Origin of the sequence: Streptomyces sp. NPDC087845, assembly GCF_044742755.1 — a bacterium.
GTDB lineage: Bacteria > Actinomycetota > Actinomycetes > Streptomycetales > Streptomycetaceae > Streptomyces.
The window spans coordinates 370,293-391,685 of the sequence record NZ_JBIUVC010000010.1; the positions used below are offsets into that span (position 1 = coordinate 370,293).

The 21,393-nt window shown below is 72.9% G+C and carries 12 protein-coding genes; 9 read left to right on the plus strand and 3 right to left on the minus strand.

The genetic code is table 11. From position 1 onward, the window contains the following. Positions 1-103: 103 nt before the first annotated feature. The 3 genes from ACIOMQ_RS26435 to ACIOMQ_RS26445 form a co-directional block, all read right to left on the minus strand. Complete coding sequence (locus ACIOMQ_RS26435; RefSeq protein ID WP_362199878.1) at positions 104-1,723, minus strand: cation acetate symporter; 1,620 nt, start codon at positions 1,721-1,723, stop codon at positions 104-106. Then, positions 1,720-2,184, minus strand: coding sequence for a DUF485 domain-containing protein (locus tag ACIOMQ_RS26440; RefSeq protein ID WP_362199881.1), 465 nt, complete (start codon positions 2,182-2,184; stop codon positions 1,720-1,722). Before ACIOMQ_RS26440 ends, ACIOMQ_RS26435 begins: the two co-directional genes overlap by 4 nt. Positions 2,185-2,484: 300 nt before the next feature. Continuing rightward, positions 2,485-4,089 (minus strand): MFS transporter, encoded by a 1,605-nt coding sequence (locus ACIOMQ_RS26445; RefSeq protein ID WP_401266538.1) that lies wholly within the window; start codon positions 4,087-4,089, stop codon positions 2,485-2,487. A 428-nt stretch (positions 4,090-4,517) separates the two neighbouring features. On the opposite strand from ACIOMQ_RS26445, the gene ACIOMQ_RS26450 reads away from it, so the two are divergent. From ACIOMQ_RS26450 to ACIOMQ_RS26490, 9 genes are all read left to right on the plus strand, one after another. Then, positions 4,518-5,306, plus strand: coding sequence for an ABC transporter ATP-binding protein (locus ACIOMQ_RS26450; protein WP_362199884.1), 789 nt, complete (start codon positions 4,518-4,520; stop codon positions 5,304-5,306). Next, positions 5,303-7,888, plus strand: coding sequence for an FtsX-like permease family protein (locus ACIOMQ_RS26455; protein ID WP_362199887.1), 2,586 nt, complete (start codon positions 5,303-5,305; stop codon positions 7,886-7,888). Before ACIOMQ_RS26450 ends, ACIOMQ_RS26455 begins: the two co-directional genes overlap by 4 nt. 799 nt (positions 7,889-8,687) lie before the next feature. Further along, positions 8,688-10,574 (plus strand): BTAD domain-containing putative transcriptional regulator, encoded by a 1,887-nt coding sequence (locus ACIOMQ_RS26460; RefSeq protein WP_362199893.1) that lies wholly within the window; start codon positions 8,688-8,690, stop codon positions 10,572-10,574. Between the two features lie 4 nt (positions 10,575-10,578). Then, positions 10,579-12,774 carry a TOMM precursor leader peptide-binding protein gene (locus ACIOMQ_RS26465; RefSeq protein ID WP_402190628.1) on the plus strand — a complete coding sequence of 732 codons (2,196 nt, stop codon included), beginning with the start codon at positions 10,579-10,581 and terminating at the stop codon, positions 12,772-12,774. Then, complete coding sequence (locus tag ACIOMQ_RS26470; protein WP_401942787.1) at positions 12,764-14,797, plus strand: TOMM precursor leader peptide-binding protein; 2,034 nt, start codon at positions 12,764-12,766, stop codon at positions 14,795-14,797. Before ACIOMQ_RS26465 ends, ACIOMQ_RS26470 begins: the two co-directional genes overlap by 11 nt. Before the next feature lie 14 nt (positions 14,798-14,811). Further along, positions 14,812-16,386 (plus strand): SagB family peptide dehydrogenase, encoded by a 1,575-nt coding sequence (locus ACIOMQ_RS26475; RefSeq protein ID WP_401757373.1) that lies wholly within the window; start codon positions 14,812-14,814, stop codon positions 16,384-16,386. Between the two features lie 47 nt (positions 16,387-16,433). Next, a complete protein-coding gene (locus ACIOMQ_RS26480) occupies positions 16,434-19,151 on the plus strand; it encodes a lantibiotic dehydratase (RefSeq protein WP_362199906.1) in 2,718 nt (905 codons plus the stop codon). Next, entirely contained in the window at positions 19,148-20,206 is a 1,059-nt protein-coding gene (locus tag ACIOMQ_RS26485) for a lantibiotic dehydratase C-terminal domain-containing protein (RefSeq protein WP_362199910.1), read from the plus strand. Before ACIOMQ_RS26480 ends, ACIOMQ_RS26485 begins: the two co-directional genes overlap by 4 nt. After that, positions 20,203-21,372 (plus strand): site-2 protease family protein, encoded by a 1,170-nt coding sequence (locus ACIOMQ_RS26490; RefSeq protein ID WP_402190631.1) that lies wholly within the window; start codon positions 20,203-20,205, stop codon positions 21,370-21,372. The genes ACIOMQ_RS26485 and ACIOMQ_RS26490 overlap by 4 nt, the downstream gene beginning before the upstream one ends. Positions 21,373-21,393: the final 21 nt, after the last annotated feature.

Genomic DNA, 21,393 nt, shown 5'->3' on the forward strand with positions numbered 1-21,393 from the left:
GCTGCGCGACCGGGCGGAGGCCGGCGCCGCGCGGGCGCGGCGGCCCGTACGGGGTCGGGCCCTGCCCGCCGGGCAGCCGAACGGCCTTGTCGCGCAGCCGTGTTCAGTGCCGCGTTGCCGGGGGTGCGCCCGCCAGGAGGCATGGCTCCTCGGCCTGGTACAGCCGCCGTGCCTCGGGTGCCGTGTGGCGGGGGAGGACCGTTCCCAGCCAGCCCGCCAGGAATCCGGCCGGGATGGAGACGAGTCCGGTCGTGGTGAACGGGAACCAGTTGAAGTTGTACCCGGGGAAGACCGACGTGGGTGACCCCGAGACCAGATTGGTGCCGGTGATCAGCACCAGGACGGTGAGGGTGCCGACTATCAGGGTGCAGAGCAGTCCCGTACGGGTGAAGCGCCGCCAGAACATGCTGTAGACGAGCGCCGGGGCCAGCGCCGACGCGCCGACGCAGAACGCGAGCGTCGCCAGTGCCTGCACGTTCCAGTGCCTGGCGACGACGGCGAGCGTGGTGGCGAGGAGCCCGACGGCGACCGCCGAGGCCTGTGCCGTACGCATTTCGGACAGACCCGGCAGCGGCTTCCTGTCGGGGTCGCGCACCCCGTGCAGACCGTGGGCGAAGAGATCGTGCGCGAGGGAGTTGGCGCAGGCCAGAATCATTCCGGCGACCGAGGCGAGCAGGGTCAGGAAGATCGCCGTCGTCATCGTCGTGACCACCAGCGCGCCCAGTTGGCCGCCGCCCGCGACCTCGCCGCTGACCTGCAGGATCGAGCTGTTCCCGGACGCCCCGGCGGCGGTGATGCGGTCATGGCCGACGAGCGCCCCCGCGCCGAAGCCGATCACGACGACGAGGAGACAGATCGTGGCGACCACCGCGACCGCCCAGGACATCGAGCGGCGGACGGCCTGGGTGGAGCGGCTGCTCGTCATGCGCATGGCCACGTGCGGCAGGCAGGCGGCACCGAGTACCACGGTCAGTTCGGAGCTGACCATGTCGAGCCCGCTGCCCTCGAACTGGAGCCCCGAGCGCAGGTACGCGGCCCCCGCGCCGCTGCTGTACCGGGCGGCCGAGAGCAGGGCGCCGGTGTTCCAGTCGAAACGGTTCATGATCAGTACGGAGATGGTGAACGCGGCGATCAGGAGGACCAGGATCTTCACGATCTGGATCAGCGAAGTGCCCTTCATGCCGCCGATCGCCGCGTAGCCGATCATCAGGATGCCGAGCCCGATGATGGCGCCGGTACGGAATCCCGAACTGTCGAACCCCAGGATGAAGGCGAGCAGGTCGCCGCTGCTGGCGAGCTGGACGACCATCATCGGAACGAGTGCGGCGAGGGTCGTCGCGCAGGCGGTGATGCGGACCGCGCGGCCGGGGGCGCGGCGCACGAGCAGGTCGCCCACGGTGAACCCGCCCGCGTTGCGCAGGGGTTCGGCCAGCAGGAACATCAGCAGCACGAGCGAGAGGGTGATGCTCAGGGCGAGGATCATCCCGTCGTAGCCGGTGAGGGCGATGATGCCGGTGGTGCCGAGAACCGTGGCGGCGGAGAGGTAGTCGCCCGCGAGGGCGAGGCCGTTCTGCAGGGGCGAGAGCGTGCGGGAGCCGGTGTAGAACTCGTCGAGGTCGTCGCGGTCCGGACCGGTCATCACGCAGAGGAGCAGGGCGACGGTGGCCACGGCGAGAAAGGCCACCAGGGACATCGACTGCGCGGAGTTGTCGAATCCGTTCACCGGGCCGCTCCCGCTCTTCGGATCCGGGCGGCCAGCGGGTCGACCGTGTGCCGGGCGGTCCGTTCGTACAGGACGACGGCGAGCAGCGTCACCGGGAACTGGCAGAGCCCCAGTGTCAGGCCGACGGTGAGACCGCCGAACAGGGCGCGGTCCATCAGGTCCTTGGCGAATCCGGAGAGCAGCAGGAAGACGACGAAGTAGCCGAGTGCGGTGAGGGTCGTGATGCGCCGCAGGAGCCGGTACGCGGTGCGCAGCCGGCGCAGATCGCCGTGGCGGGCGGGGGCGGCGACGGGTGTGGCGGGCGGGTCCTGCCGCTCCGGGAGCGGCGAGAGGGCCGAACTCTGCCAGGGCAGCAGGTAGTCGGGCTGGTGCGGAGGCGGGGGCTGATGCCGCCGGGACGGCTTCGGCAGCCGTTCGGGCCAGGAGGAGTACGGGGAAGGGGGTGGGCTTCCGTACGACATCTGGGTGCTGCTCCTTGCATGGCTCGGGTCCTGGGTTGGACGGCAAGGCAGGAGTGCGGTGGTGCTGTAGGAAGCGCGAACATTACTCGCGGGTATGGGGAGTTGGGGAGACATTGGCCGGAACTCCTCATGGTAATGGCTCAGTTGCATGAGGTGTCGACCGGCGGAAGCCCGGCAGGAGTCCGGCGGAAAGGCATTCGACGGCACCTGTTCACCCGTGGGGCCGGTGGAGCCCCGTCGTCCGTCGTCCGCCCCCACCCGGTGCCGGAGCGCGATGCGGGCCGGGCGTACGTCCGCGGTCTACCGTGCCGGGGCGTCGTCGCCGGGCTCCTCGGGGAGGACCGGGAAGCGGCGCGGGGCCACGAAGACCAGTACCAGCAGGGCGAGCGCGGCTGCCCCGGCGGCGCCCAGGTAGACATGGTCGACGGCGGCGTCGACGGCCCGCCGCAGATAGTCCGTCGCCGCGCCCGAGAGTCTGCCCGGGTCGTCCAGGGCGTGCGATATCGCGTCCAGGTCGTCCGGCAGTCCGGGCACCGGGGCGGCGGCCAGCCGGGAGGCGAGGATCCCGTTGGCGACGGCACCGAAGAGCGCGGCTCCGACGCTCTGGCCGACCTGGCGGCAGAAGAGCACGGAGGCGGTCGTCGTACCGCGCTCGGCCCAGCCGACCGTCGACTGGACCCCGACGATCAGCGGCAGTTGGAACAGCCCGAGCGCCGCGCCGAGCAGCAGCATGATCAGGGCGGGCTGCCAGGGCTCGCCCGGATACGGCAGCAGCGGGAAGGCGAGCAGTATCAGCAGGGCGCAGCTCATGCCGATGATCGCGGTGCGGCGGAAGCCGATGCGGTTGTAGACGCGGTTGGAGAACGCCGCCGACACCGGCCAGCTCAGGGTCATCACGGACAGGACGAATCCGGCGGCGATCGGGCCGAGGCCCAGCACCGACTGGGCGTACGTCGGCAGGAAGACCGTGGGGGCGACCATCAGCAGACCCATCGCCCCCAGCGCCAGATTGACCGAGGCGATGGTCCGCCGCCGCCAGACCCAGCCGGGAATGATCGGCTCCGCGGCCCGCCGCTCGACGACGACGGTCAGCGCGCCGAGCACGACGCTGCCGGCCAGCAGCCCGAGGGACGGGGCGGAGAACCAGGGCCAGGCGACCCCGCCCTGGACGAGCGCGGTCAGCAGCAGGGTGCCGGTGGCGAAGACGGCGAGGGCGCCCGCCCAGTCGATGCGGGGGCGGGGCGCGCCGGCCGCCCGGCGGTTGCGGGACGGCTCGTGGAGGTGGCGTACGACGAGCCAGAGCGCGAGCGCCCCGATCGGCAGATTGATCAGGAAGATCCAGCGCCAGTCCGCGTACACCGCGAAGAGCCCGCCGATCACCGGACCGGCGACCGCCGACGTGGCCCATACGGTCGACAGCTTGGCCTGGATCTTCGGGCGCTCCTTGAGCGGGTAGAGGTCGGCGGCGATCGTCTGCACGGTTCCTTGGAGGGCGCCGCCGCCCAGACCCTGGACGACCCGGAAGGCGATCAGCGCGGCCATGTTCCAGGCGGCGGCGCAGAGCACCGAGCCGAACAGGAAGAGGGCTATGCCGGCGATCAGGACCGGCTTGCGGCCGAAGGTGTCGGAGAGCTTTCCGTACACCGGCAGGGAGACCGTCACGGCCAGCAGATAGCCGGAGAACAGCCACGAGAAGACGGAGAAGCCGCCGAGATCGCCGACGATCTGCGGAACGGCGGTGGAGACGATGGTGCCGTCGATGGCCGCCAGGGCCATCCCGAGCATCAGGGCGGCGACCACCGGGCCGCGCCCGCGCGGTGTCGCGGGGGAGGGGGAGACCGGGCCCGCCCCGGAGCCGGACACCGCTTCGGTACTGCCGCCCGTACTGCCGCCCGCGCCGCTCACGAGATTCCTTCCCCCTGCACGTATTTTCTCGGGACACTGTCTCACCCGGGGGCCGCGGCGGGGAGGGGCCACTGCCGGCCGACGGCTGCGGCGAGCGCTGCGGACCCCGGCACGTGCACCCCTGGACGCAGCCCCTGACACGGCCCTCCACCTGGGGGCCGAGACCCCTAGGGGGCGCTCCCTACTTCCGCCCGGGGGCGGTTCCTCCCGGCGGAGGACGTGACGGCGGGGAGCCGTTCCTTAACCTGTTCCTACACCGCGAAAAGCGGCCGATTCCCACCGCGCATGCGGACGGCCGCAGAGGGCGGGGTGGGGAAAACCTCACCCCAAGACTGCGCTGGGCACCAGTGCGCCGGACCTCCCCGCGACACCAGACTTCTCGCGTACTCCACGACATCCCGAACACTGACCGACATAGGAGAAAAACCGTGACAACGGCTGTAACCATTCCCAGGCACGAGGGCACTGGAGGGCGTACGGCCGTCGCTGCGCGAGCACGACAGGTCGTCAAGGCCTACGGGGCGGGGGAGACCCGGGTCGTCGCGCTCGACCATGTCGATGTGGACATCGCGCGCGGGCAGTTCACCGCGATCATGGGCCCGTCCGGCTCCGGCAAGTCGACCCTGATGCACTGCCTGGCCGGCCTCGACACCGTGACCTCCGGTCAGATCTTCCTCGACGAGACCGAGATCACCGGGCTCAAGGACAAGAAGCTCACCCAGCTCCGCCGCGACCGGATCGGCTTCATCTTCCAGGCGTTCAACCTGCTCCCCACGCTCAACGCGCTGGAGAACATCACGCTGCCGATGGACATCGCGGGCCGCAGGCCCGACGCCGCCTGGCTGCGGCAGGTCGTGGAGACGGTCGGTCTCGCCGAGCGGCTGAAGCACCGGCCCACGGAGCTCTCCGGCGGCCAGCAGCAGCGCGTCGCGGTGGCCAGGGCGCTCGCCGCCCGGCCGGAGATCATCTTCGGTGACGAGCCCACCGGAAACCTGGACTCGCGGGCCGGCGCCGAGGTGCTGAGCTTCCTGCGCAGGTCCGTCGACGAGCTGGGCCAGACCATCGTCATGGTCACCCACGACCCGGTCGCCGCCTCCTACGCGGACCGGGTGCTGTACCTCGCCGACGGACGCATCGTCGACGAGATGTACAACCCGACGGCCGATCAGGTCCTCGACCGCATGAAGGACTTCGACTCGCGCGGGCGGACGTCATGACCGTCTGGAAGACATCGAGGCGCAACTTCTTCGCGCACAAGGGACGCATGGCGCTCTCCGCCGTCGCGGTCCTGCTGTCGGTGGCGTTCGTGTGCGGCACGCTCGTCTTCACCGACACCATGAACACCACGTTCGACAAGCTCTTCGCCGCCACGTCGGCCGATGTCACCGTGACCCCGAAGAGCCCCAAGGACAACGACCGGCTTCCGGAGAACGGCAAGCCCGTCACGCTCCCCGCCTCCGCCGTCCAGCAGATCGCCGGGGCCACCGGCGTGAAGGACGCCGAGGGCGCGGTCTCCAGCATGTCCGTCACCGTCGTCGACAGCCACGACAAGAACATGGGCTCGACATCGGGCGGCCCGACGATCGCGGGCAACTGGACGAAGAACTCCCTGCGTTCGATGGAGATCACCTCCGGCCACGCACCGCGCGGCCCGACCGAGGTGATGGTCGACGCCGACACCGCCGACAAGCACCACCTGAAACTCGGTGACGAGCTGCGCACCATCGCCGCGACCGGCGACATCAGGGCGAAGATCAGCGGCATCGCCACCTTCAAGGTCACCAACCCCGGTGCGGCGATCGTCTACTTCGACACCGTCACCGCGCAGACGAAGCTGCTCGGCAAGCGGGACGTCTTCAGCATCATCTCCGTCACCGCCGAAGAGGGCGTCACCGACCCGCAGCTGAAGCGGAACGTCGCCGCGGCGCTCGGCGACACCTCCGCGTACGAGCTCCGGACCCAGAAGGAGGCCGCGGACAACAGCAAGGACTCGATGGGTTCCTTCCTCGACGTCATGAAGTACGCGATGCTCGGCTTCGCCGGGATCGCCTTCCTCGTCGGCATCTTCCTGATCGTCAACACCTTCTCGATGCTGGTCGCCCAGCGCACCCGCGAGATCGGCCTGATGCGGGCCATCGGCGCCGGCCGCAAGCAGGTCAACCGGTCCGTGCTGATCGAGGCGCTGTTCCTCGGCATCGTCGGCTCCGTACTCGGCGTCGGCGCCGGGGTCGGCCTCGCCGTCGGCCTGATGAAACTCATGGGCGCCGCGGGCATGGACCTGTCCACCAAGGACCTCACGGTCGCCTGGACGACCCCGGTGACCGGCCTCGCGCTCGGCATCGTCGTCACCGTCGTCGCCGCGTACATCCCGGCCCGCCGCGCCGGGAAGATCTCCCCGATGGCCGCCCTGCGCGACTCCGGAACCCCGGCGGACGGCCGCGCGGGCCGGGTCCGGGCCGCGATCGGCCTGGTCCTCACCCTCGCCGGCGGCGCCGCGCTCTACGCCGCGACGCGGGCCGACAAGTCGAGCGAGGGCTCGCTCTACCTGGGTGCGGGCGTGGTGCTCAGCCTGATCGGCTTCATCGTGATCGGCCCGCTGCTGGCGGGCTTCGTGGTCCGGGTGCTGAGCGCGGTCATGCTGCGGATGTTCGGCCCCGTCGGACGGCTCGCGGAGCGCAACGCCCTGCGCAACCCGCGCCGCACCGGAGCGACCGGCGCCGCCCTGATGATCGGCCTCGCCCTGGTGGCCTGCCTCTCCGTCGTCGGCTCCTCCATGGTCGCCTCGGCCACCGAGGAACTCGACAAGTCGGTCGGCGCCGACTTCATCGTCCAGCCGACCGGAGGCGGCGGCGGGCTGATCGTGGATCAGGCGGCGAAGTCCCTCAAGGCCGTGCCGGGCATCGAGCACTTCACCGACTACAAGTACGTCAGTGCCTCCCTCACCGCCCCCGACGGCACCACCGGGAACGAGGGCCTGACCGCCGTCGACCCCACGTACAAGGACGACGTCCGACGCGAGACGGTCTCCGGGAAGCTGACCGACGCGTACGGCAAGGACGCCATGTCCGTCGGCGAGACGTACGCCACCAAGCACCACGTCTCGGTCGGTGACCGGATCACCGTCGCGTTCAAGGGCGGTGAGACGGCGAAGCTGAAGGTCGCCGCCATCACCTCGGACGACGTCAACATCGACAAGGGCGCGATGTACATCAACATCTCGACCGCCGAGCGCTACGTCCCCGCCGACGTCCTGCCGGACGACATGATCATGTTCGCGAAGGCCGCGGACGGCAAGGAGAAGGAGGCGTACGCCGCCCTCAAGGACGCGCTCGACGGCTACCCGCAGTACGAGGTGCAGAACCAGGCCGACTTCAAGCAGCAGCTGAAGGACCAGATCGGCCAGCTGCTGAACATCGTCTACGGCCTGCTGGCGCTCGCGATCATCGTCGCGGTGCTGGGTGTGGTGAACACCCTGGCCCTGTCGGTGGTCGAGCGGACCCGTGAGATCGGCCTGATGCGCGCCATCGGCCTCTCCCGCCGCCAGCTGCGCCGGATGATCCGCCTGGAGTCGGTGGTCATCGCGGTCTTCGGCGCCCTGCTCGGCCTCGGCCTCGGCATGGGCTGGGGCACGGCGGCCCAGAAGCTGCTGGCCCTGGAGGGCCTCGGCGTCCTGGAGATCCCGTGGCCGACGATCCTCACGGTCTTCGTCGCCTCGGCCTTCGTCGGCCTGTTCGCGGCCCTGGTCCCGGCGTTCCGGGCGGGCAGGATGAACGTCCTGAACGCGATCGCCGCGGACTAGGGTCTTTCGTTTGGATCAGGCCGGATCAGGGAGCGGGGTCCGGTGCGTGCGATCGCAAGGCGGAGCCGAGAGCTCGGGGAAGGAGCGTCGGCGACCGACGACAACGCGGCGAGCGTGCGTGCCGGACCCCGCGAGCCCGGCGTGATCCAGACGAGAGGCCCTAGCAGGCATCGGTGCGGCCCGACGGCCGACATAGGATGACCTGATCCGGCCCCGGGGTGTTCCTCCAAACACCCCGGGGCCGGATTCGTGTCCGTACACCCCGGGCCGGATTCGGGTCCGTGGGGTGTCCCTCCCCACACCCCACAGCCGGATTCGGGTCCGTGCGACCGGGGACGGGTCGCGGGCGCGCGGTGGACGGATCCGCGTCCGTGCGGTCCGGGGTGCCGTTCCGGACACCGTGGCCTGGACCCTTGCACGAAGCTGCCGTGGCCCGTGCAGCAAGCTGACACGGCCGGGCACGCCCCCGCGCCCTCCCCGCTGGCATCGTCGTCCTGCCGGGAACCCCCGGCAGGACGCAACAGCCGAAGGGGAAAACGTGCTCAGGTCTTCGCTTTCGCGGCAGTACGCCGGCGCTACACGCACCGCCGCCGTCACCGGTCTCGCCCTCGTCTCGCTCGCGCTCTCCGCCGGTGCCGCCACCGCCTCGGGAGCGGCCCCCTCGGCGCAGCGGCACGGTCCCGCGCCCGCCGTCCAGACCCTCTGTACATACCTGGAGGCGGTGGTGGACCGGCTCCCCCTGCCCGCCGTACCCGCAGAGGTGTGCACGCTGGTCAACGGCTGGGACTAGACCGCCGTGATGCGGTTTCAGCTGCTAGGGCCGCTGACCCTCACGGACGGTCCCGAGGCCGTCGTGCTCCAGCCGTCGAAGCCGACGATCCTGCTGGCCGCGCTTCTCCTGCACGCCAACGCCGTGGTGTCCGCCGACTACCTCCAGCGGGCCGTGTGGGGAGAGGAGCAGCCGGCCACCGCCAAGGCCGCGCTCCAGACCTGTGTTCTGCGGCTGCGCCGGCTCTTCACCAAGCACGGGGTGACGGAGACCTCGATCGAGGCGGTGCCGGGCGGCTACCGGATCACCGCCGAGCCGCACTCCCTGGACCTGCTCGGCTTCCGGGACCAGGTGCGCCGGGCGCTGGTCCTGTCGGACGATCCGGAGGCGGAGCTCTGCGCGCTCAAGGACGCGCTGTCCCTGTGGCAGGGCTCGCTGCTGGCCAATGTGCGCTCCGACGTGCTGCACCGGGACGAGGTGCCGCGCCTCGCCGAGGAACGGCTGCGCAGTGTGGAGCGGGTCTGCGATCTGCTGCTGGGACTGGGCCGCTACGGAGAGGCCCTCGTCGAACTGTGGACCGCTACGCGCGTATACCCGGGCCATGAGCGGCTCCACGAGCAGCTGATCGAGGCGCTCTACCGGACGGGACGGCAGACCCAGGCCCTCGCGGAGTACCGGAGGATCAAGGAGTTCCTGCTGGACGAGCTGGGCGTCGACCCCTCTCCGGCCCTCCAGCAGCTGGAGCTCGCGATCCTGCGCGGCGAGGACCTGGAGGCGGCGCCCGGCCGGGCCCCTCGACGGCCGGGCACCGCTCAACTGCCCGGCGCCGCCGCGCGGGTGGTCGAAGGGGAAGTGGTCGCGGTCCGGGGCCCCGGGCCCGCGGAGCCGGCCGCGGCCACGCGCCCGCCGGGGACGTCCGGCGCCGCGGCCGCGCCGGACGTGACCGCGCCCCCCGTCCCGCCGCCGGTTCCCGCGGTACCGAACTTCACCGGGCGGGACGCCGAGACCGCCGCCATGGTGGCCCGCCTCACCGCCCCCGCCGCGCCCGGCGAGGGCGACCGGCACCCGCTCGCCGTCCTGGTGTCGGGGGCGCCCGGCATCGGCAAATCGGCCCTCGCCCACCACGTCGCGCACCTGGTGCGGGACAGCTTCCCGGCCGGCCGGCGGCTCGTCCGGATGACCCGGCCGGACGGCGGACCCCGGGGCGCCGCCGACGTCGCGGCGGAGGTCTCGGCGGCCCTGTGCCCCGGGCAGGCGGGCGGAAGCACCCTGCTCGTACTCGACGACGTGGTCGACGCCGACCAGGTGCGCCCGCTGCTGCCCGTCGTCGCGCGGGCGCAGGGGGCCGTGATCGTCACCAGCCGGATGGGGCTCGCCGGGCTCATCGCCACGCACGGCGGGTGGGTGCACCGGCTCTCCGCGTTCACCGGGGCGGAGTCGTACGCGCTGCTGCTGTCCGTGCTCGGCACCGAACGCGTCGAGGCGGAACCGGACGCCGCACGCCGGCTCGCGGCGCTGTGCGGTCACTTCCCGCTCGCCCTGCGCATCCTGACGGCCCGGTTGCTGACCCGGCCCGGACTGCGGCTCGGGGACGCCGTCGGCTGGCTGGGCGAGGACCCGCTCGCCCGGCTCACCCTCACCGACTCCCCGGGCCTCTCCGTGACGGCCCGTTTCGACGGCGCGCTGAACCGGCTCGGCCCACGGCTCTCCGAGGCGTTCCTGCGCGTCGCGGCGGCACCCGGGGACACCTTCACGGCCGAGGACGTCCCGGCCGCCACCGAAGCGGTACTGGAACAGCTGGCCGACGCCGGACTGCTGGAGGACGGCCCGCCCGGCCCGTACCGCATCCACCGACTGCTCCGCGCCTACGTACGAAGAACCGACCAGGAACGCATCCACCGCACAGAGAAGGTGTGACCCCATGGCCGAGAGTGCCCAGACTGCCGCAACCGCTGCGACCGGGACGTTCGACGCGCTCGCCGCGACCCGGCCCCGCATCCGCCGGGACGTGCTGTTCACCGAGACGCCCGGCGGCGTGCTCTTCCACAACGCCGACGGCGGGTTCCATCTGGCCGGCCGCACCGCCTACCGCTTCGCCTCCCTCGTCGTCCCGCACCTCGCCGGTCACCACCGGCTCGCCGATGTCTGCGCGGGCTTCGGACCGGGGCAGCGGGCGATGGCGGCAGAGCTGGTCAAGACGCTGTACGAGCGGGGCTTCGCCCGCGACGTGCCCGCGGCCGGCACCGGGGACCGGCCGGTGCCGGACGAGGTGGCGGAACGGTTCGCGGCACAGATCGCCTACGTCGACCACTACGCCGACGGAGCGCCGGAACGCTTCGCCCGCTTCCGCGCCACCCGCGTCGCCGTGCTCGGGGACGACGAGGTCGCCCGGTGGTGCGCGCTGAGCCTGCTGCGCAACGGATGCGTGCGGATCGGCACGGCCGCGGAGTCCGGCGAGGTCACGGCCGAGGCGGGCCGGACAGCCGCCCGGGTGGACCCCATCGGCGCCGGTACGGAGGCCGGCTGGGAGGCCCTGGACGGCTACGACGTCGTCGTGGTGACCGGGGCCGGTGCCGGCGCGCGTACCCACCGGCTGCTGGCCGCCGGGGTGCCCGAGGGCCGGACCCTGATCCCCGCCTGGCTGTTCGGCGAGCGTCTGGTCGTCGGCCCGCTCTCCACCGCGTCCTCCACCGGCTGCTGGTCCTGTGCCGTGCTGCGGCTGGGCGGCAACGTGGCCGCCGGGCAGGCCGCCGAGCTCTGGGGCGAGGCGGCGGGCGCCGTCCCGGTGTCCCGGGACGAACTGTCCGGCCCGGTCGCCGCGATGGTGGGCAACCTCCTCGGCTACGAGATCTTCCGCCTCACCACGGGGGCGCTGCCCGCCGAGACGGACGGCCAGGTCCTGGTCCAGGACCTGGCCTCACTGGACGTCATGTCCGAACCGGTCCAGCCGCACCCCCGCTGCGTCCGCTGTGCCGCCCTGGACGCGCGGGAGCCGGGGGCCGCACCGCCGGACGGACTGGCCCTTCCGGTCACCCCGACCGTGGAGACCGCCCGCGACGCGGAGGCCGTGGTCGAGGACCTGAACCGGATCAGCACGGCACTGGTGCGCCCGTACACCGGGATCTTCAGCCGCTACGACGACGAGGGGCTGACCCAGACCCCGCTGAAGATCAGCCGGGTGGAGGTGGCGCTCGGCGCCGGGACGCGGCGCCGGATCGCCGCCTTCGACGTGCACCACCTGGCGGGCGCGCGGATGCGGGCGCTGTACGCGGCGGCGACCGCGTACGTGGAGCACCTGGTGCCCCTCGACACGGCCGCCGAGCCGGCGGCGGACCGGATCCTGGGCCCGGACGCCCTGACGACCGGCGGCGGGAGCGGCGCCCTGCCGGGCGCCTGGACCGTGGCGACCTCGCTGATCGGCAAGGAACGGGTCCGGGTGCCGGCCGCGGCCGTACGGAGCTTCGGGGCGCACAACCGGGACCGGACCCACCTCGCGACGGCCGCGGGTTCGGGCGCGGGCGCGGACGCGCGGGAGGCGGCGGGCGTCGGTCTGATGTCGGCGCTGGCGCACGACGCGCTGCTGCGGGCGGTCCGGGGCACGACCGGGGTGAGCCCGGTCGCCGCCGACGGCGACGACCCGGAGCTGGTGTTCCTGCTGAAGTCCGCGGCCAACCTGGATCTCGCCGTGGAACTGCTGGACCTGGGGGAGGGGGAGCGCACCTCGGCCCAGGTGGTGCTGGCCCGGGAGTCCGGCGGCGGGAGGGGCGAGGGCCGCTGGGCGGCCTGCGCGGGGCTGTCGCGCCGGGAGGCGGCCTGCGCCGCGCTGCGGGACCTGCTCGGCCGGGCGCAGCTGGCCGCCGAGGACCCGGGCGCGGACGTCGACCCGGGCGACCCGCTGGTCCGCGACCTCGCCGCCGGGAGCATCGCCGTGACCGGCGCCCCGGTCACGGCGGACGGGCCCGCGACGACGTTCGCGGCGGTCCTCGACCGGCTCCGGCTCGCCGGACGCGACGTGCTGTACGTGCCCACGACTCCGGCCGATCTCGCCGCCGGCGGCATCAGCACCGCCCGGGTGCTGCTCACGGCGGACGGCGAGGGCGGGCCCGATGCCCGTTGAGACCCCGGCCCGTGAACACCGCGCACGGACGGACCCCGCCCCGCTGGCGGATTCCGCGCGCACCCTCGCGGCGCTCCTCCAGGACGCGCTGACCCACCACGGCACCCCGTCCCCGCTGGACGTGGCGCCGCTCGGCGTACGCGACGCCTTCGCGGCCGACGCGGCCGGTCCGGGCGCCGCATCAGGTTTGGGAGCCGCGGCCGGTCCGGGCGCCGCATCCGGGGCAGCCGCTGCGCCCGGCGTGCCCGCCGTGCCGGTCCGGTTCTACGGGCGGCACGTCGTCGTCGGCCCCTTCGCGCCCCCCGGACCCGCCGGCCGGCGGGTCTGCGCGCACTGTCTCGAACGGCGCTGGCAGGCGGTCCGCTCCGTCGCGCTGCGCGAGGCGCTGGAGCTCGGTTCGGGCACCCGGACCGCCGGGGAGTCCCCCTACCTCACCCCGTTCGCCGCCCAGGCGCTCGCGGGAGTCGTCGCCGCGCGGCTCGGCGGCGGCGGACCGGACACCGGTGCCCTGCCCGCCGTGCACCTGGTGGACCTGGAAACCCTGCTGGTCCGCCACTACCCGCTCGTCCCCGACCCCGAGTGCCCGCGCTGCGGGGTGACGGAGCCGGACACCGCCGAGGCTGCCGCGCTCACCCTGCGCCCCGCGCCCAAACGCCGGCCGGGCGGCTTCCGGGTCCGGGACATCGAGGAGTACGAGCTGCCCGTCGAGCCGTATGCCAACCCGGTGTGCGGCTCGCTCGGCCCGTCCGTCGTCCAGGACGTCTCCTCCACCTCCACCTCCGCCACCATCGGCTGCTTCTCCATGCGTTCGGGGGAGTACCTGCGCGAGACCTTCTGGGGCGGCCACGCCGACACCTTCGCCGAGAGCATGCGCATCGGGGTGCTCGAAGGCCTGGAGCGGTACGCGGGCATGCGGTCGCGGTCCAGGAAGGCGCGGACGCGGGACTCCCTGAACGCCCTGCGCGCCCGGGGCGAGCACGCGCTCGACCCGCGGGTGTGCGGGCTGTACTCGGACGCCTTCTACCGCGCCAACCCCCGCGTCACCCCGTTCTCCCCGGACCGTGCGATCCCCTGGGTCCAGGGCTGGTCCCTGCGCGAGGGGCGCACGGTCCTGGTGCCCGAGGTCCTCACGTACTACCACGCGCCCGGCCTGGAGAACCGCTTCGTCCAGGAGAGCTCCAACGGCTGCGCCTCCGGGGGCTGCCTGGAGGAGGCCGCCTACTTCGGGCTGATGGAGGTCGTCGAGCGCGACGCGTTCCTGCTCGCCTGGTACGGCCGGGCCGCCCTGCCGGAGATCGACCCGCGCACCAGCCGCCGCCCGGCCACCCGCCAGATGGCCGACCGGCTGGAGATGTACGGCTACGAGGCCCGTTTCTTCGACACCCGCATCTCCTTCCCGATCCCGGTCGTCACGGGCGTCGCCGTGCGGACGGACGGCGGCCCCGGCCTGATGTGCTTCGGCGCGGGTGCCGGACTGGACCCGGAGGCGGCCCTGGCCGGCGCGCTGTGCGAGATCGCCACCGACGCGGTGAACCTCCGCCGCCGCACGGAGCGCGACCACGAGCGGCTGCGCGCCATGGCGGACGACTTCCACCGGGTCGAGGCGCTGCACGACCACCCCCTGGCCTACGGCATCCCGGAGATGGGCCGCCACGCGCACTTCCTGCTCGGCGAACCGGGAGCGCCGCGCCCGCCCCTGCGCTCCTTCGACCAGCTGTACGGGGACGGCTCGGTGCTGCCCGTCTCCGACGACCTGCGAGACGACCTGACCCGCTGCGTGGACGCCGTCACCGCGGCCGGATTCGACGTGATCGTCGTCGACCAGACCATGCCCGAACAGCGCGAGCTGGGCCTCACCACGGTCGGCGTCATCGTGCCCGGACTGCTGCCGATCGACTTCGGCTGGACCCGGCAGCGCGCGCTCGGCATGAACCGGCTGCGCACCGCCCTGCGCGAAGCCGGGCTGCGCGAGAGCGACCTCACCGACGCCGACCTCAACCCCGCCCCGCACCCCTTCCCGTGACCGAGGAGCCCGCCATGGGGTACGCCCATGAATACGCCGCCGCGATCCTTCAGCGCGGCCGGGTCCCGATGGACCCCGCCGACTACGTACCGAACTGGTCGGACGGCCCCCGCAAGGCCAAGTTCTACCCCGGCGTCGACAGCCTCCCGCTGCCCGGCTGCGACTACCCGGCCGACGCGGCACTCGACCGGGGCCTGGCCCAGGAGACCGACGGGGAGGCGGAGTTCGACCTCGCGCTGCTCTCCGGGATGCTCCGTGACTCCTACGGGCTGACCGGCCGCCGCCTGGGCGTCCAGACCAACACCGACCTCAGCGCCCTGCCGCACTACCCGCTCGCCAACTGGTCCCGGGGCTCCGCGTCCGGCGGCGGGCTCTACCCGGTCAGCCTCTACTGGGTGTCCGGGCCGAGCGGCCCCGTGCCGCCGGGGGTGCACTACTACTCCACCCGGCACCACGCGATGCAGCGGCTGCTGACCGGCGATGTGTCGGGCGAGGTGCGGGCGGCGCTCGGAGACGGGGCGCCCGGCCCGCAGACCGATCAGTACCTGGTGCTCGGCATCAAGTACTGGCAGAACGCCTTCAAGTACAACAACTTCTCCTTCCACGCCGTGTCCATGGACCTCGGGGCCTGTGTACAGACCTGGCGCATGTGGGCCGGCGCCCGGGGACTGGAGGTGGAGCCCGCGCTCTGGTTCGACGAGGAGCGGCTCCAGCGGCTGCTCGGTGTGGACGCGGAGGCGGAGGGCGTCTTCGCCGTCGTTCCGCTGAAGTGGGCCGGGGCCGCCTCCCGCACGGCGCCCGCCGCCCCGGTCTCCGTGCGCCACCGGGACCGCGAACGCTCGCGCACGGTCCTCGCCTTCGACGCGCTCCGGCGGATGCAGGCCGTCACCGCCGCCGGTGCCACCGACCGCCCCGACCCGGCGGCGCTCGCCCCGGCCGCCGCGCACCCCGCCGACCGGACCCGCCCCGAGGTGGCGCTGCCGCCCGCTCCGCCGCTGGACACGGACGTACGCACCGCGCTGCGCACCCGCCGCAGCAGTTTCGGCCGCTTCGACGCCCAGCGCCCGGTCGGCGCCGCGCAGTTGGCGGCCTGCCTGGCGGCCTCCGTGGCCGGATCGCGGATCGGCGGGGACACCGGAGGGCAGCGGCTGGCGAAGCTCTACGCGTTCGTCGGCCATGTCGAGGGGATCGCGCCCGGTGCGTACGAGTACGACCCCGACGCGCACGGTCTGCGGCTGGTGAAACCGGGCCGGCCGGGCGAGTTCCTGCAGAAGAACTACTTCCTGTCGAACTACAACCTGGAGCAGGCGGGCGCGGTCCTGGTGCCCACCGTGCGCACCGAAGCCGTCCTCGACGCCGTCGGGGACCGCGGATACCGCCTGGTCAACGCCACCGTCGGGGCGATCGCCCAGACCGCCTACACCGCCGCGTCCGCCGTGGGCGTCGGCTGCGGAGTGGCGCTCGGCTTCGACAACATCTCGTACATCGAGGAACTCTCGCTCGCCGGGACGGGCGAAGCGCCGCTGCTGATCATGATGATCGGCAACGAGCGGCCCGCCCCGGCCGACTTCCGGTACGAGATCGCCTGAGCGCCGCCACCTTGGACGACCACCGGAACGAGAAGGGGAGACCCGCCATGACCCCGGACCACCCACCCACCGCCACCGCCACCCGCTCCCGCTTCATGCTGCGGGTCGCCGGGCTGCCGGTCGAGAGCGTCCGGGCACTGCGCTGCCCGGAGAGCCGCCGCTGGGCCGACGAAGTCCTGTACGCCACCGAGCGGTTGCGCGCCGACGGCGAGCGGCTCGGCGACCTGATCCACGACCTCATCGGCGGCAGCGAGGACGAGGCGCTGCGCCGCACGCTCCTGGGACTGCGCCGCGACGTCTTCAACAACCGGCTGCCGGGCCCCGGGACCGCCGACCGCGCGCCGGCCCTCGTGCGGGACCTCGACGCGGCGGCCGGCGCGGCGCTGGCGGACTGGCTGACCGGCCGGCGCCGGCTGGACGAGCACCGGGCGGAGGGCGCCGGCCTGCTCGCCGACGAGACCCGGCGCGCCCGCGGTGTGCTGCGCGGGCTGGCGGGGGAGGAGCGGCTGCGCAAGGCGCTGCTGCTGGCGTCCCCGGCGCTGGACGCGCAGCTCGACGCGTACGCGCGCAGCGGTGGCGACGCGCGCCCGGACAAGAAGCAGCGCAAGATCGAGCGCTCGCTGCTCTCGTACCTCTACCGCACGGCGTGCAAGACCAGCCCCTTCTCCACGTTCACCGGGGTCGCCCTCGGCACCTTCGGCGAACCCGCCGACGGCCCGGGGCTCCGGGTCCGGGTGGACGACGCGTGGTCCGGGCGGCTGCGGCTCAACGTCGTCGCCGTCGGCAGGCTCGCGGAGGCGGTGATCGCGGACCCGGTCCGCCGCGCCGATCTGCCGGTCGCCCCGGCCTCCGGCTGGAACCGCGACGACGACCGGGTCCGCTATGTGCGCCGCTGGGTCACCCAGGGCGACGAGGACACCGCCGTCACCTTCGACGCGGTGAAGGACCGGCTGTTCTTCCTCCGCCGCAGCGGCACCCTGGAACGCCTCCTCGGCCTGTTCGAGGAGCGCGAAACCCTGCGCTACGGGGAGCTGGCCGGCTGGCTCGCCGAGGACCGGGGCGCGGACGAGGAGGAGTGCGCCCACTACCTTCAGGCGCTCCTCGACCTCGGCATGGTGCAGGTCCCCTGTCTGCGGACCGAGGTTCACGACACCGATCCGCTGCGTGCCTTCCAGACCTCGCTGCGCGGCCTGGACCGCCCCTGGGCGGACCGGCTCGCGGACCGGCTCGACGCACCGGCGTCCTGCGTCGAACGGTTCGCGGACGCCGGCCCGGCCGAACGGCGGGCCCTGATGGAGGAGTTGCGCACCGCGCTGCGCACCGTCCAGGAGGAGGAGCTCGGCGCGGACCGGGCGAGGATCCCGCAGACCCTGCTGTACGAGGACGTGGCGGCCGGGCAGCGCACCGCGCTCTCCGCCCCGGACTGGGAGGCGCTGGCTGCCGGGCCGCTCGGCGCGGTGGAACGCGTGCTGCCCGCCTTCGACCTGACCCTGCCGCAGCGCGTCACGTTCAAGGGGTTCTTCCTCGCCCGGTACGGGCAGGGCGGCCGCTGCGACGACCTGCTGAAGCTGGTCCACGACTTCCACGAGGACTTCTTCGACCAGTACATGTCGTTCACCGCGAAGCACACCACGTTCGACGCGGACGGGAACTACGTACCGGAGGAGAACTGGCTCGCCCTGCCGCAGCTCAAGGCCCTCGACACGGCCCGGCAGACCTTCGTGGAGCGCATGCGCGCCCTGTGGTCCGCCTGGGAGAAGGGCGGCTGCACCAGCGCCGAGATCCAGGTCGACGAGGAATTCCTCGACGAGGTGGCGTCCCAACTGGACCCGCTGGCCGCCGAGTTCACCCCGCTCGCGCACCATGTGCAGATCGTGGACCGGCCCGTCGACCCGCTGGTCGTCCTCAACCGCTCCTACGGCGGTGTCTCCTTCCCGTTCAGCAGGTTCACGCACCTCTTCGACGGCCTCGACGAGGAACTGCTCGCCGCCACCGCCGGACTCCTCCCCGAGGGCGCCGTCCTCGCCGAGGTCACCGGCGGGCCCGTCACCAGCAACCTCAACCTGCACGGCCGGCTCACCGAGTACGAGATCGTCTGCCCCGGCGAGCGCGGCACCCTGCCCGCCGCCCACCGCATCCCGCTGGACGACCTCCACCTCGCCCACGACCGGGCCTCCGACCGGCTCGTGCTGCGCTCCACCCGGCTGGGCAAGGAGGTGGTGCCCGTCTACCTCGGCTACCTCGTCCCGCTCGCCCTGCCCGAACTGCCCCGCACCCTGCTGCTGCTCTCGCCGACCTCCATGTCCCCGCTCAATGTGTGGGGCGGGGTGCCCGAGGGCGCCTCGGCGGGCGGCGTCACCCTCAGGCCGCGGGTCCGGCACGGCAGTGTGGTGCTCAGCAGGCGCAGCTGGAGCGCGCCCGCCGCCGTGCTGCCGCTGCGCGGGCCGGGGACCGGCGACGACGCCTGGTTCCTGGGCTGGCACGCGTTCCGCCGCGCCCACGGGCTGCCCGACCGGGTCTTCGCCACCGTCGCCGACAGCGGGGCGCGGGGGGCGACCGGCGCCAAGCCGGGCTACGTCGACTTCGACAGCCCGCTCTCCCTGTCCGCGTTCGAGGCGCTGATCAGGAGCGCCGGGGCCCGGGTCGTGTTCCGGGAAATGCTGCCCGACGAGGACGGGCTGCACACCGTCTCCGGCCGGGGCCGCCATGTCGCCGAACTCGCGGTGGAGACCGCCGCCCCCGTCCGAAGGAGAGACCAGTCATGAGCACAGCACCACCCACCGGGGCCGCCGAACGGACCCGCCGGGCCGGGGCCTGGCAGGCCACCCACATCTTCTACGCCGCCAACCCCCGGCCGATGCTCACCCATTGCATCCGCCCCCTGGTGGCGGAGCTGGAGGCCGACGGCCTGCTCGCGGGCTACTTCTTCATCAACTACTGGCTCGAAGGCCCCCATGTGCGGCTGCGGATCAGGCCCGCCGCCCCGGAGGCCGAGGCCGAGGTACGGCGCCGCACCGAGGCGGCCGTCGACGCGTTCCTGGCCGAACGGCCCGCGCTGTACGAGGTCGACTCCGGGTTCCTCAACGACTTCTACAACACCCTGTTCGACATCGAGTTCCCCGGCGCCGAACGCGGCCACTACCTGGACGACCAGGGCCGGATGAACCTGCGCCCCAACAACTCCCGCAGCGACGAGCGCTACGAACCGGAGTACGGCAAGTACGGCGGCCCGGCCGGGATCGAGCTCGCCGAATGGCACTTCAGGCACTCCAGCGACCTCGTCATCGATGCCTTCCGGACGAAGAACCTCCATCTGCGGACCGTGCTGCTCGGCACCTCCGCCCAGCTGATGATGGTGATGGCCGCGGCCTTCCTGCCGGACCGGCAGGAGCTCGCGGACTACCTCGACAGCTACTACGAGTTCTGGCACCGGGCCTTCCCCGGGACCGGCTTCATCGGCAGCGACGAGTACGACCGCAACTACGCCTCGATGGCACCCGGCCTGGCCGCCCGCTTCGCCCGGATCCGGGCCGCCGTGGCGGGCGAGGAGGGCGCGGCACGGCTGCCCGGATACCTCGCCGGCTGGGCCGAGCACTGCGCCGAGCTGCGCAGCAGAGCCGTCGCGCTGACCCTCAAGGGCGATCTGACCTTCCGCTCCTGGGACGGCGAGCGCGACGAGCTGGTCACCGATCCGGCGGCCTCCCTGCCGCTGCTCCTCTCCCCGTACATGCATATGACCAACAACCGGCTGCACGTGACGATCAGGGACGAGGCGTACCTCTCGCACGTGCTCGGCCGGGCCCTGCGGGAGCCGGGGTGAGCGCCGCCGACGCCCTCGCCGAGTACCGGCCCGCACTGCGGCCCGGGGTCCTGCTCAGCGACGCGCTGCTGCACGGTGCCGCGACGGTTCATCTGATCAAGGACACCGGCGACGGCAGCTCCTTCAAGGTCGGCTCCAAGGAGCACTTCCTCATCGTCAGGATGGACGGGGAGCGCAGCCTGCGGGAGATCGGGGAGGAGTACGCGCGGGAGTACGGGCGCAGACTGGACGGCGCCCGCTGGCAGCAGATCCTGCGGATGCTCGGTTCCCGCGGCCTGCTGGCCGGGGCCCCGGCCGGCGCACCCGCTCCCGCGGTGCCTTCCGCGCCATCTCCCGCGGTGCCTTCCGCGGCGCCCTCCGCGGTGTCTTCCGCGTCGTCTCCCGCGCCACCCGGACGCGGGGTGCTGCGCGGCAGCGTCCGGCTGGTCGCCGACGCGGACGCCACCACCGCCCGGCTGCACCGGGCGGTCGGCTTCCTGCTGGCTCCGGGGTGGCTGGTGCCCCTGCTGTGCCTGGTGGCGGCGATGGAGGCGGCCGTCGTGCTGAACATCGGTCAACTTCTCGTGAACGCACGGGAGTTGTTCACCAATCCGGTGCTTCTGGTCGGCGCCGCCACACTGCTCTGGTTCAGTACCGCCCTGCACGAGCTCGCCCACGGACTCGTCGCCCGGCACTACGGCGGTACCGTGGCCGAAATCGGCCTGCGCTGGCGGCTGCCCGTGGTCATCATGTACTGCACGGTCGACAACTACCTCTACCTGGGCTCTCGTTGGCAACGTATCCACACGGCGCTGGCGGGCGCGGTGATGAACCTGCTGTTCCTGCTCCCGTTCTGCGCGCTGTGGCTGTTCGCCCCGCTCGACGCGGCCACGCACGACGCGCTCGGCGCCCTGCTGCTCCTCGGCAGCGTGCAGGCGTTCGCCATGCTCGTCCCCTTCCCGCCGCTGGACGGCTACCGGATCGCGAGCCAGCTGTGCGGGGCCACCGAACTGGCCGCGTCGACCGGCACGTACCTGCGCCTGGCCGCCCGCCGCGACCCGGCGGCGGCCGGATACCCGCGCCGCGCCCGGACCGCCTACCTCGCCTACGGACTGGGCTCGGTGCTGGTGCTCGTACTGATCGCCGGCGCCGTCCTGGCGAGCGCCCACCACCTGCTGACCGTGTGACCACCCACCGCAAGGAGAAGT

What these genes read in the sequence shown, in the direction of transcription:
- ACIOMQ_RS26440 (WP_362199881.1), bottom strand. Translation starts at nt 2,184, where the DNA reads ATGTCGTACGGAAGCCCACCCCCTTCCCCGTACTCCTCCTGGCCCGAA.
- ACIOMQ_RS26455 (WP_362199887.1), top strand. Translation starts at nt 5,303, where the DNA reads ATGACCGTCTGGAAGACATCGAGGCGCAACTTCTTCGCGCACAAGGGA.
- ACIOMQ_RS26460 (WP_362199893.1), top strand. Translation starts at nt 8,688, where the DNA reads ATGCGGTTTCAGCTGCTAGGGCCGCTGACCCTCACGGACGGTCCCGAG.
- ACIOMQ_RS26465 (WP_402190628.1), top strand. Translation starts at nt 10,579, where the DNA reads ATGGCCGAGAGTGCCCAGACTGCCGCAACCGCTGCGACCGGGACGTTC.
- ACIOMQ_RS26470 (WP_401942787.1), top strand. Translation starts at nt 12,764, where the DNA reads ATGCCCGTTGAGACCCCGGCCCGTGAACACCGCGCACGGACGGACCCC.
- ACIOMQ_RS26475 (WP_401757373.1), top strand. Translation starts at nt 14,812, where the DNA reads ATGGGGTACGCCCATGAATACGCCGCCGCGATCCTTCAGCGCGGCCGG.
- ACIOMQ_RS26480 (WP_362199906.1), top strand. Translation starts at nt 16,434, where the DNA reads ATGACCCCGGACCACCCACCCACCGCCACCGCCACCCGCTCCCGCTTC.
- ACIOMQ_RS26485 (WP_362199910.1), top strand. Translation starts at nt 19,148, where the DNA reads ATGAGCACAGCACCACCCACCGGGGCCGCCGAACGGACCCGCCGGGCC.